We start from the raw sequence: 11,684 nt of genomic DNA, 5'->3' as shown, positions 1-11,684 counted from the left end.
GGTTGCTACATGGGGGTCCGGGGGCGCGGCGAGCGAAGCGAGGGGGCGAGCGGAAGGCGCTCAAACGTCGATGATCTTGCCCGGGTTCATGAGGTTCAGCGGATCGAGCGCCCGCTTGATCGACCGCATGATCGCGAGCTCCTCGGCCGAGCGCGAATAGGGCAGGTAATCCTTCTTGAGCAGGCCGATGCCGTGCTCGGCGGAGATGCTGCCGTGGTACTTCTTCACGAGCGAGAAGATGGCGTGATCCGCCTCGTGGGTGCGCTTCAGGAACTCCTCGCGCGTGAGGTCGTCGGGCTTCATCACGTTGATGTGGAGGTTGCCGTCGCCGATGTGGCCGAAGAGCGCGATCTCCCACCCTGGATAGCGGGCCTCGAAGAGGCTCTCGAGCTCGGAGCAGAAGCCCTCGAGCTCCTGGATGGGGAGGGACACGTCGTTCTTGTGCGGCAGCCCGGTCGCCGACAGGCTCTCGCTGATCCCTTCGCGGAGCGCCCAGAGCTCGGCGGCCTGCGCGCCGTGCTGCGCGAGCGTGCCGTCGGTGACCAGCCCGCGCTCGAACAGCGAGGTGATCCACGCCTCGAGCGCCTCGGGCTCGCCGCGCTCGACCTCGATGAGCACGTAGTAGTCCGACGGCGCGGAGAGCGGCACGCGCACGTTCCGGTGGCGGCGCAGGCGCGCCTGGCACTTCTCGGTGAAGAACTCGTAGGCCATCACCACGAACGGCCCCGTCCGGGCCTCGCGGAACAGCGCGAGCACGCCGGCGAGGTCGGGCACCGCGAACAGGAACACGTTGAGCGCCTCGGGCACCCGCGTGAGCTTGAGCGTCGCCTCGGTGATGATGCCGAGCGTGCCCTCGCTGCCGATGAACAGCTGGCGCAGGTCGATCCCCGTGTTGTTCTTCTCGAGCGCGCCGTTCAGTTCGAGCACGGCGCCGCTCGCGGTGACGACGGTGAGCCCGAGGACCCACTGGCGCGTCAGGCCATAGCGGATGACCTTCACGCCGCCGGCGTTCGTCGCGATGTTGCCGCCGACCTGGCTCGACCCCTTCGAGGCGAAGTCGACAGGCCAGGTGAGGCCGTGCGGCGCGACGTGCTGGTGCACCGCCTCGGTGACCGCGCCCGCCTCGACCCGCACGGTCGCGCCGAGGACGTCGACCGGGCCCATCTTGCGCATCCGATCCAGCGACACGACGAGCTCGCCCCTGGCCGCCACGGCGCCGGCGGCGAGCCCCGTGCGGCCGCCGGAGGGCACGACCGGGACGCGGTGCTCGGAGCAGAGGCGGAGCAGCCGCGAGACCTCGTCGGTCGACCGCGGCAGCGCGAGCGCCGAGGGCCTGGGCTCGTGGACCTTGGTCCAGTCGCGGCCGAACGTCGCGAGATCGGCGGCGTCCGTCGAGAGGAAATCCGCGGGGAACTCGCGCTGGACGGCCTCGAGGAAGGGGCCGGGGAGGCCGGTAAGTGGGGTCATGTTCGGCTCGGTACTGCGGAGCGGTGGCGAGGGCAAGGGCAGGCGGTCTTCGCACCCACCCCGAGGCCGGCGCGCCGAGCGGGTCGCTTCGCCGGCGGGAGTCCTCGCGGCGCAGCGCCGCGCGAGCGTTGCGGCGCCACGACCGACAGGGCATCTTGATCGAGGAGCGCGCATGGACAGGGCGGACCGCGCGGCAATCGTGGCGAGCATGGCGGCGCTGGCGCTGGCCGCGTGCGAGCGCGCCAGCGAGGCGCCGCCTGGCGCCGGCTCCGCGGGCGCCGCCGAGGGCGGTGGGGTCGGCGCGGCCGAGGGCGGCGGGGGCGGCGCTGCCCCGGATCCGCTCGCGGCGAGCAGCGGCGCGTCGGGCGCGAGCGCGCAAGGGAACGCGGGCGGGCAGGGCGGCGGCGGCGGCGCGAGCGGCGCGCTGAGCTGGGAGCCGGTCGAGACGGACTGGTGCTCGGCAGGGTGGACCGGCCTGGACGACCACACCTGCTTCCATGTGCCGGAGACCGCGCTCCGCGGCGCGCCGATCCTTTATGTGCTGCACGGGGCCATGGCGCCCGACTCGCTGCCCGTAGACCTCCAGGCGACCGCCGCGGAGGCCGCCGAGGCGCTCGGCGCCGTCGCCGTGTTCCCGCGCGGGAGACCAGGACTCTGCACCTGGGATCCGTCCGTGGAGACCTACTCCTGCTGGCCGACGCGCCGCGAGACCGTCGACGCCGCGGCGCCCGCCCTGCTCGACGAGTGGATGCGCGCAGAGGCGCTGATGGCGCGGATCCTCGGCGGGACGTTCGGCGGGCGTTATGTCATGGGCTTCTCCAACGGCGGTTATTTCGCGAGCTACGTGGCGCTCGAAGGCCTCGTCGCCGTCGACGGCGCAGCGCTCGTCGGCGCGGGGCGCATGGTCATCGAGGAGCACCTGTTTTCCGAGGAGAGGCCGCCGATCTTCATCGCCGTCGGCGAGCTCGAGCTCGCCTCCACCATCGCGAGCGCCGAGAACCTCGCCGACGTGCTGACCCAGCACGGCTGGGAGCACGAGCTCGTGGTGCACCCCGGGCGCGGCCACGAGATCCACGCCGACGACTTCTCTCGAGCCTGGGAGACCTGGATCGCCGCGCCCTGAGCGGCCCCGCGCCGCCGCCGCGCTCGCCCGGCGGAGGATGGGGCCGACTCGACAAGGACCCCTGACGCTCGCAACGAGGGATGCCCGGAGCGTCCTTTTTGAGCACCCTTGCGTACACGAGCGCAGAGGAGATGGGCTGAGCGCGCCGAGCGGGGCGGCGCTGATCGCCTGAGGACGGCGAATGCATCTGCGGTGTTATCGCTCCTTGTCTCACGTTGTCGGCGCGGAGGCTCGACATCGTCGGAGACGCCTCGTCGACGCGCGCTGCGCCGAGAAATCCGCAGCGCGCGAAAGGCGGGTTATTGCCGGAGCCGCCGCGTTGCGCGAGGCGCTCCCGGCGGGCGCCGAGCGCGCCTGGAAGCGCCTTCTCTGCGCAGTGATCCGGCGCCGAGGGACGCGCAGGATCACCGCGGGGTCGTGCGCTGTTTAGGAATGTCGGTTTGTCGCTGCCTCGCGCCCGCAGCGCGCGCCTTCGGGCGGCAGGCTCTGCACACCAGCTCTCGGGCATGAGCGCTGCTCTCTCCGCAACCCGACTGGCGCGACGGTCTTGCAGACGTCGCGGGCCAGGCAAGGAGGAGAAATGGTTGAGCTGTTGAATACCAGGTTGATGTGCGTCGCGATGGCAATGGCGGCGCTGACCACCGGGTGCGCGGTGGGCGCGGGCGAGGCGGACGTCGACGAGAGCGATGCGGACGAGGCCGTGATGGTGGAGGAGGCCTCCCAGGCGCTGTGCGGCAACGCCGGCTGGCGGAGCTGCGGCGGGGTCCCCGGGGGCTTCACGGGGGGGAGCCCGGGCTGGAGCGGCTTGAACTGGGGCGGCGCGAACTTCGGCGTCCCGAGCTGCGGCAACGGGGGCTTCACAGGCGGCGGCTGGAGCCCCTGGGGCAACCAGGGCTGGAACAACTGGGGCAACTTCGGCTCTCCCGGCTGGAACAACGTCGGGAACTTCAGGCCTTGCGGCGGGAACCCTTGGGGCGGCTGGAAGCCGCCGTGCGGCGGCTCCGGCTGGGGCGGCGGCTGCGGCAGGTTCTAGCCCGCTGGCCCGGAGTCCATCCGCGGCGACGACGGCGAGCGCGGGCCTTGGACCGGCGCGCGACAGGCCCTCGGAACACGAGGGAACCCCTGCGCGCCCGGCGCCCGAGCCGCGGGTCGTCTGACGGGTCGCCCGGGGAGAGTCACCGGGACCCAGGCCTCCGGAGCTCGCGGCAAGCGCGAAGCTCCTGGAGGCCAGGCGCCCCGGGGGGCTCCGGATCGGCGACGGCCGTGCAGCTGACGGCCACGTTCCGGGGCCCCCCACCTGTCGCATTTTAGGACATCGCCGCCTGGCAGGCGCACCTGGGTCTGGCGGCTCAGCCGCTGCCCAGCCCGTTACACACCTCGGCGCAGATCGCGCGCCGAGGCGCGGTGCCTGCGCTTGTGCCAGGCCCGGCAGCCCTCGTCCCATGGCGGATCGCTTCTTGCTCCCTCCGGAGCGCGCCGATGCGCCGGCGTCCTCGAGGAATGCTCGCCATGATGTCTTTTGCGACACCCGTCTCGCGTTACATGACCTGTGAAGTCATCGCGGCGTCCGACATGACGCCGCTGCCAGAGGTGCACCGCACGCTGGGCGAGCGCGCGATCTCCTGCGTTCCGATCCTGGATGCGGCGTCGCGCGCGATCGGCGTGCTGTCGCGCACCGACCTGCTCCGGCTCGGCAGGTTCGAGACGAAGACGAACAGCCGAGGAATGCTGCTCACCTTGCCCGATGTCCCCGCGCGGGCCGTGCTGCGCCCGGGCATCATCACCGTCGGGCGCACGACGCTGGTCGTGCAGGCGGCGAGCGTGCTGCTGAAGCACCGTATCCATCGCGTGTTCGTCCGCGAGGACGAAGCCTTGACCGGCGTGTTCAGCACCAAGGATCTCCTGCTCTCCCTGGTCGAGGCGCGGGACCCGGCGCCGATCGCCGGGCTCATGTCGGCGCCCGCATACACGATTCCGCTCGACGCGCCGCTCGCGCTCGCCGCCGACCGGCTGACGACGGCGCAGGTGAGCGGGCTCGTGGTGGTGGATCCCGGCGGGTGGCCGGTGGGAATGTTCACCCAGACCGAGGCGCTGCTCGCGCACGGCGTGCTGTCCGATTCACCGGTCGAGGACGTGATGAGCCCGGCCATGGTCTGCCTCGACGTCCGGACGCCGCTCCACCGCGCCGCGGCCGCCGCGCACGCAGCGCAGGCGCGGCGCGTGCTCGTGGTGCAGGGGCGGCGGCTCCGCGGCGTGCTGACGGGGCTGGACTTCGCGCGCGCCGTCGCAGGGACGGGCGTGATCTCCATGGCCGCGAGGTCCAGGGCGGGATAACGCCGGCCGCGGCGAACGCGGCCTCACCGCGCGGCGGCGCGGGCCGCCATCCGCTCGACGACCCCGTCGGCGTCGGCGGTCAGGCGCGCGGCGAGCGCGCGGGCGGCGGCGGGCGAGGCGGACGCGACCCCCTCGACAGCGCCGAGCCGCGCGCGGCGCGGGAGGCGCGGGTCCGCGGCGAGGGCCTGGAGCTCCGTGATCACGCGCGCCGAGGCGGAGGAACGCGTGGCGGCGCGGCCCGCCGCGGTGAGGGCGCGCGCCCTCACGTACGCCGGCGCGCCGGGATCGCGGCCGACCGCGAGCAGCCGATCGACGTCGGCGCCGCCGGCCGCGCGGAGCAGCTCGTAGAAATCCGCGCCTCGGGCAGCGCTCTGGCCGCAGAAGTGCCCCGCGAGCAGCGCCGCGGCGTACGGCGGAAGCGCGGCGGTGGACGCGAGGCGGTCCGGCGCAAACGAGCGAGCCCCCTCGCCCGGAGCCGGCGGCGCGATGGGCGCGCCGCTCGCCGGCGTGTCCGCGTCGGCCGGGAGCGGGACGGCCGCCCCGCCGCCCTGCTCGACGATCCCGCGGTAGAGCGCGCTCGCCCGCACGATCGCCGTCTGTTGCGGCGTCATCGTGCCCGAGAAGTCGCCCCCCGTCGGGAACATGAGATTCCCGAAATCCGGGCAGCGCTCCGCCAGCGGCCTCACGTTGCTGCACTTCGAGGTGTCGTCCAGCGGGTCGCCGAAGTCAGCATCGAACTCGGTGGTGTGGAACAGCCCGGCGAGATGGCCGAGCTCATGGCGCAGGATGATGGTGTCGACAGATGGCTCCTCGTAGAGCGTGACCACGATGCCGCTCAGGTGGGTGCCGTGCTCGACCGCGACCGAGGGCACGGCGGGCGTCACGCCGGACGCATCCTCGATGCGCCCCTCGAACGCCGTCACCGCGATCACGTTGAGGGCCGGACGGCCGGGCGCGCCGGCCGTCTGCTCGAGCACGCCGGGGAGGACCTCTTCGTCGACGAACTCCCACTCCGAGCCGATGTGGTGGACATTGATGCTGCCCACGCCGAGGCCCACGTATCCCTCGTACGCAGAGAGCAGCGCGCGCCGCATGTACTGCTCGGAGACCGCGTCGCCGGCGATGAAGGCATTGATGTCGATCTTCCCGCCGTGAAAGCGCCCGTCGAGCGTCCGGCGGTGCCACACCGAGAGGCGCACCGGCTCTTCCAGGGGGCCGACTCCGCCGTTGCCGAGCTTGATCCAGTAGACGCCCGGCGCGAGCGGCGCGGATGCGTCCGCGCCAGTCTGGGGGACGGCCGCCGCGCCGATGCCCTGGTTGAAGAAGGCGGCCATCGTGCCTGGGATGGTGTAGTCGGCCGCCAGCAGCCTGCCGTCGGGGCCGAGGATGCTCTCGATCCCGATCGGATCGAAGCTCGGCGATGACGCCATGATCTCGGCGACGGCCGTGAAGCCCAGGGTGCCCGGCTGGACGGTCACCGGGATGGCCCCGTCGATGCCGACGTTGTCGTGCTCTTCCTTGACGAGGGGCGGAATCGGTGGCGCCCCCCCCTCGCCGATGCTCCCGCCTTGACCGGCCCCGGAGGAGCCTTGCGGCACGGAGCTCGCGGTGTCTCCGGAGCTCCAGGAGCCGCCGGAGCTGCCGGAGCCGTCGGGTGGCGGCTCGAACCCGTCGACCACCACCCTGCCGCCGCAGGCGCCCGCGACGAGGGCCGCGAGCGCGCCCGCGGCGAGGAGAGCGCCTCCGCGAACCTGCGTTGCCCGGCGCTCACCGCCCGGCTTCCCGTCCACGCGAGACGGATCGATGGCGCTCGATGCCGGTGCAAGCGACGTTGACATAAGCATGCTCCTGCGTCGGTAAGGGCCCTCCCTCACCGCGCGCGCAGTATGCGCGGGCCCTCGCGCGGTGTCACGCGCTGCGCACGCTCGTGACCTCGGCGGGGTGTGCGATGGCGTGAGCGGCGCTCATTCCACTTGCTTGACGCGCATTCTCACCCGACCTGGAGATGCTTCCGTCGCGCCCTCGAAGCGCTCGATGACGATCACGAAGCGCGATACGCCGTCCGCGCCCTGGACGAGCCACGCGGCGTCGTTGGCCGGCGCGGGGGGCGTCGCGCCGGGATCGAGCCACCGCCCCGTGAAGGCGGTCGCGATGTGGTCGCCGCGGTACGGGAGGGCGGGATCGGAGAGGGCCGCGTGGTCGGCCGCGTCGAACCGCGCCTGCTCCGACGCGGCGGTGCGCGCCTTGACCTCGGCGAGCTCCTCGGAGTCCGACGCATCTGCCTGGAGGTCGGCGGCGCGCGTGGTCCCGGGACCGCCGAGCTCGCCGTTGACGCTGACGAGCGACCTTCGGAAGCAGAGGTTCCACTCCGTCGACGCGCGCGCCTCTTCGGGCGTGAGCATCAGCTGCCGGTTGCCCGCGAGGTCGAGGCAAGCGCTCGGCTCGGTCTCGAGCGCGTCGATGCCGCCCGCGGTCGCGTCGAGATCCTGGATGTCGACGGTCGGGCCGGAGCCGTCGGGGAGCACCTCGGCGTAGCGGAGCTGATAGAGCGCGGTGACCGGCGCCCCGTCCACCTCCCCGTAAAAGGAGAAGATCTGGAGCTTCCAGTACCTGCCCTCGTGCTCGATCGCGTGGACGTGGTAGCGGCTGAAGGCGACGTGCTCCTCGCCGTCGTAGGCGTACCAGCGCGAGAAGGCGCCGCCGGAGTCGTCCGTGAGCAGGAAGGGGGTGCTCGGCAGCTCACCCGCTCTGTAGTCCTCGAGGCCGATCGGCAGCGCCCCGCCTTCGCCGGGACCGCTGAGGCCGCTGTTGGTGAAGACGTCGTAGCCCGAAAGCGCGAGATCCCAGTCGGTGGACGCCGCGCCGTCGCCTTCCGGGAGCGCGATCTCCGGCGTGGCGAGGCGGAGGAAGACGCGGCCGGTGGCCGGCACGTCGACCTCGAGGAGCGCGCCGTCGTCCGTGGTCCCGGGGTCGTCACCGCAGGCCGGGGTGATCAGGAGAAGCGCTGCCGCAACCGATCCTCTTGTCATGAGTCCTCCCACGGTAGATCGGCGCGGACGCCGACGTAAAACGTGCGCCCCTCGAGGGGCCGGTGATCGCCGCGGCGATCGGGGTCCTTTTGCGCGCCAAGCAGGTTCCTGACGCCGAGGTACGCTTGCGATGAAGGCCAGAGCGGCCGCGCGAGCCGCGCGTCGAGCGTCGTGAACCCGGGGGCGTACACGTCTTCCTCGGCGCGCGGGTCTCTCTCGACGAACGCGCCGCTGATGGTCCGGAGGCGGGTGACGAGCTCGATCCGGAGCGGCAGATCGGCGCGGAGCGACGCCTGCGCCGTGTGCGGCGGTTTGCCGGAGAGCGGCTGTCCGGGATCGGCGGTGTCGTCGCGTGTCCAGAGGTAGGCGTAGCCGGCCTCGACGCGGAGCCACGGTGTGGCCTGGAGCGTGGCCGAGAGATCGAGTCCAGCGGTGCGGGCCTCGGCGATGTTCGTGTAGGTGTACGTATCGACGCCGTCGGAGGAGCTGACGGGCTTCGGGTCGACGTCGATCAGGTTGTCGACCCAGTTCGAGAAGGCGCCCGCCCGCGCCGTGATCCCCTCTCGGGGGATCCATGTGACATCGCCGTTCACGCCCCAGGACGTCTCGGGGGCGAGCTCCGGGTTGCCCTCGAGGATGTAGCCGAGGCTCGAGTGGTCGAACGAGAAGCCGAGCTCCTTCGCGCTGGGGGCGCGGAATCCGCGCCCGCCGGAGACGCGCAGCGTGAGCGACGGCGAGGGCCGGTACGCGAGGGCGAGGCGTGGGGCGACGACGCCGCCGTAGCGGACGCGGAGCTCGCCGCGAATGCCGGGCATGAGGGTGAGCTCGTCGGTGAGCTTCCATCCGAGCTGGCCGTAGAGCGCGGCGCTGCCGAGCCGGGTGCTGGGCACCTCGTCGTTCGGCGGGATCTCCTCGGTGCCGGAGGTGGTCACGGTCGTGATCTTGAGCACCTGGTCGAGCGTCTCCACCTCGGCGCGCGCCCCGGCGACCCAGGTGCGCTGCCCGTCGGCGACGGTGGCGATCGCCTCGTAGCTCTGGAGCGTGCCCGCGCGCTCGCGCAGCTCCTCGTAGGGCGAGCCGCGCTGGTCGCGGCCGCTCGACCGGAACGCCCATTGTTGGCCCGCGGCGAGGCGCAGGCTGGAGCCGCCGCCGAGGTCGAGCGTCTCGGCGAGGTGCAGGGTGATGCGGTCGGTCACCTCGGGGAGGTCGTAGAGGTAGACCCCCAGGACGGGCCGCTCCTTCTGCTCGACGCCGTCCTGCTCGTCGTGGATCCAGCGCGCGCGGAGCCGCAGATCGATGCCCCTGCCGAGCGCGGCGCCGGCGCGCAGGCCGAGGAGGGTCTGGGAGCGCTCGGGCAGGGCGGTGGGGGCGTCGGCGCCGGCCTCGGGATGGGCGAGGTTTTCGGCGGGCTCGACGAGGGAGAGGCTGTCCTCCCGCTGGAACGAGGCGTCGGCGCTGACCCAGGCGCGCTCGCCCCGGTAGGCGCCCGATCCCTGGAGGACGAGCCCGGCGCGGCTCCGGCCTTCGAGGCGGGCGCGGCCGCTGAAGCCCGGGTGCTCGGGGGGCGCGGAGAGCACGTTGACGACGCCGCCGATGGCGCTGGTGCCGTAGAGCGAGCTGGTCGGCCCGGTGACGAGCTCGATGCGGGAGACGTCGCCGAGCGGGAGGGACGAGAGGTCGATGGCGCCGCCGGCGTCACCGATGACGCGCTCGCCGTCCTCGAGGACGAGGACGCGGTCGAGGTCGAAGCCCTGGATCTGGATGGCGCTCGGGTTGCCGAGCGCGCCGTAGGCGCTCGGGTTGACCTGGACGCCGAGCTCGCCGTCGAGCGCCTCACCGACGTTGGTGGCGCCGCGGCGCTCGGCCTCGTCGCGGGTGACGACGCGCGTGCGCACGGTGGCGCGCTGGCTGCTCTCGGGGGTGCGGGTGCCGGTGACGACGACCTCGAGAGGAGGCGGCGCGGCGGGCGAGGGGGGAGGCGCTGGAGAGGGAGGAGGCGAAGCGGGAGAGGAAGGCGAAGAAGCGGGAGCGGGAAGAGGCGAAGGGGAAGGAGGCGCGGCGGAGGGCCGTGCGGAAGGGAGCTGCGCGAGCGCAGGGCGCGAGAACGCGGCTGGGACGAGCGCCGGGAGCGGGCAGAAGGCGAGCAACGCGGCGCGCGTCAGGCGCCGACGCCGGGGCACGGTCCTCCCTGGGACATCGGAACGGCAGGCTCGAGGCGCGGGGACGGCGGCATGGGGAGAGCTCGGCCTGTGCGGCGTTCGGTCGATGGGGTGAGGTGGGGTGGGGGATGGTCGCCCGATTCAGGGCGGTCGTCCAGCGGTTCGGGGGCGGCGGGCGCCGTGGGCGGGGTAGATGGCGTGCGGCGGAGCGGGAGCAGGGGGGAGCTCGCGTCGGGACGGAGGTCCGTGGCGGGTGAGCGGCGAGCGCCGACGCCGAGCGACCGACGCCTCGGCGGGTGGCCTGCGGCGCGCCACGAGAGGCCGCGCGGTCGGCGCCCGCCGCGGCCGCGGTCGCGGGGCGGGAGCGGGCCCGACGGCGGAAACCCCAACGAGCGACGCGAGTTGGGCTTGCATTGCTCGACGACGGACGGTAGGGTCCCGCGCCGAATCGCCGGTCCCCATCGTCTAGCCCGGCCCAGGACTCAGCCCTTTCAAGGCTGCTACGCGGGTTCGAATCCCGCTGGGGACGCAATTCATTAATAATTTCAAGAGCTTGTTGACGCGCTGAGCGTCGGCTGGAGGTTCAGGTAGATGCCGCACGAAGTGCGGCAACGCTACTGGGCCTCCGGGTCTCCGAGCGCTCCTTCTCCGGATTCAGGACCGAGCAGCTCTACCTCGCTCCAGAGCGCGTCGAGATCGAGCGAGGGTCCCTCCAGGCCGGGGAATACTGCCGACGATCCCGTCGGCCGCCGAGCGCGCGTGCACGTAGCGGCGGTCGGTTCCTAGCTCGAGGAGCTCGAGCGTCCTTTCCTGCGGGTCGATGATCCAATACCACCGCACCCCGAAAGACGCGTACTCGTGGAGCTTCTCGACACGGTCGCGTCGCGCGTCCACGGGCGCCGAGCTGAAAACGCGGTGCGCCTCCGGACCAAAGGGCATGAGGAGGTTAGGAAGAATTCGTGGGCTTCTCTTCCTGCCTTCCCGCCTTCATGTTGATTCTCTCTGGCTCTCAACCTGATCGATATTCCAGGCATGCAGGTCAGAGCGCCCGTGACGGCTTCCCCCCGCCGTCGGATGGGCGCTATTTTTTCTCTTGCGATGCGCGCTCGTACACGAGCGGAACAGGCTCGGTGATGCGGGGCGCGGAGAAACGGCATTCCGTCAGGCCTGCCGAAGGAGCGACAGCACCCACGGAACTTTCGCCCTCGTCTCGTCGATGCAGGCGAGTATGGCCCCCTCTGCCTCGACAGGAAGAGGTTCCGGGCTCGATTCAACGCGCCGCGACGATCTCGTGCGTGAGTGGAATCTTCTACTTCACGAGCGCGGCGTCGGCGGTCCGTTCCATCTCCGCAGGGCTGGTGGGCCTCGCAGCTTTCACGCGCTTGAAGGGCCGGATCCCGCCGGACGAGACGAGGCTGTACTCGGCGCCCCTCGCTGTCCCGGCTCTCGCCACGCGGCCGCGAGCCACGAGCGCGCGAAGCGTGACGTACACGCTCCCGTTCGGTAGCCCGCTGCGCGCGGCGATCTCCGTCGCCGTTCCTCGCACGAGGGATCGAACGGTTTCGAGCACCA

Annotated in this window: 9 protein-coding genes and 1 tRNA gene; 4 read left to right on the top strand and 6 right to left on the bottom strand. The window is 72.3% G+C overall.

Annotated features, from left to right (window positions below):
- Positions 1 to 60 precede the first annotated feature (60 nt).
- Entirely contained in the window at positions 61 to 1,467 is a 1,407-nt protein-coding gene (locus WMF39_RS22730) for an FAD-binding oxidoreductase (protein WP_437747552.1), read from the bottom strand.
- A 172-nt stretch (positions 1,468 to 1,639) separates the two neighbouring features.
- On the opposite strand from WMF39_RS22730, the gene WMF39_RS22725 reads away from it, so the two are divergent.
- From WMF39_RS22725 to WMF39_RS22715, 3 genes are all read left to right on the top strand, one after another.
- Positions 1,640 to 2,590, top strand: coding sequence for an alpha/beta hydrolase (locus tag WMF39_RS22725; protein ID WP_437747551.1), 951 nt, complete (start codon positions 1,640 to 1,642; stop codon positions 2,588 to 2,590).
- 580 nt (positions 2,591 to 3,170) lie between these two features.
- On the top strand, positions 3,171 to 3,623 hold the full coding sequence (locus tag WMF39_RS22720) for a hypothetical protein (protein WP_437747550.1): 453 nt from the start codon (positions 3,171 to 3,173) through the stop codon (positions 3,621 to 3,623).
- 476 nt (positions 3,624 to 4,099) lie between these two features.
- Positions 4,100 to 4,924 carry a CBS domain-containing protein gene (locus tag WMF39_RS22715; protein ID WP_437747549.1) on the top strand — a complete coding sequence of 275 codons (825 nt, stop codon included), beginning with the start codon at positions 4,100 to 4,102 and terminating at the stop codon, positions 4,922 to 4,924.
- A gap of 23 nt (positions 4,925 to 4,947) precedes the next feature.
- Here WMF39_RS22715 and WMF39_RS22710 read toward each other — a convergent pair whose 3' ends face one another.
- From WMF39_RS22710 to WMF39_RS22700, 3 genes are all read right to left on the bottom strand, one after another.
- On the bottom strand, positions 4,948 to 6,762 hold the full coding sequence (locus tag WMF39_RS22710; RefSeq protein ID WP_437747548.1) for a hypothetical protein: 1,815 nt from the start codon (positions 6,760 to 6,762) through the stop codon (positions 4,948 to 4,950).
- Between the two features lie 126 nt (positions 6,763 to 6,888).
- Positions 6,889 to 7,953: an HmuY family protein gene (locus tag WMF39_RS22705; RefSeq protein ID WP_437747547.1), complete on the bottom strand. Its 1,065-nt coding sequence runs from the start codon at positions 7,951 to 7,953 to the stop codon at positions 6,889 to 6,891.
- Positions 7,950 to 9,848: a TonB-dependent receptor plug domain-containing protein gene (locus tag WMF39_RS22700; protein ID WP_437747546.1), complete on the bottom strand. Its 1,899-nt coding sequence runs from the start codon at positions 9,846 to 9,848 to the stop codon at positions 7,950 to 7,952. Before WMF39_RS22700 ends, WMF39_RS22705 begins: the two co-directional genes overlap by 4 nt.
- Positions 9,849 to 10,566: 718 nt before the next feature.
- On the opposite strand from WMF39_RS22700, the gene WMF39_RS22695 reads away from it, so the two are divergent.
- A tRNA-Glu gene (locus WMF39_RS22695) sits at positions 10,567 to 10,641 on the top strand.
- A gap of 125 nt (positions 10,642 to 10,766) precedes the next feature.
- Here WMF39_RS22695 and WMF39_RS22690 read toward each other — a convergent pair.
- Together WMF39_RS22690 and WMF39_RS22685 are read right to left on the bottom strand one after the other, a co-directional pair.
- Positions 10,767 to 11,051 (bottom strand): Uma2 family endonuclease, encoded by a 285-nt coding sequence (locus WMF39_RS22690; protein ID WP_437747545.1) that lies wholly within the window; start codon positions 11,049 to 11,051, stop codon positions 10,767 to 10,769.
- 370 nt (positions 11,052 to 11,421) lie between these two features.
- On the bottom strand, positions 11,422 to 11,682 hold the full coding sequence (locus WMF39_RS22685; protein WP_437747544.1) for a helix-turn-helix domain-containing protein: 261 nt from the start codon (positions 11,680 to 11,682) through the stop codon (positions 11,422 to 11,424).
- Positions 11,683 to 11,684 lie beyond the last annotated feature (2 nt).

The organism is Sorangium sp. So ce1504 (assembly GCF_051521635.1).
GTDB lineage: Bacteria > Myxococcota_A > Polyangia > Polyangiales > Polyangiaceae > Sorangium > Sorangium cellulosum_B.
Note: the sequence above shows the minus strand (reverse complement) of the source record. Positions and strands in the feature narration are given on the sequence as shown.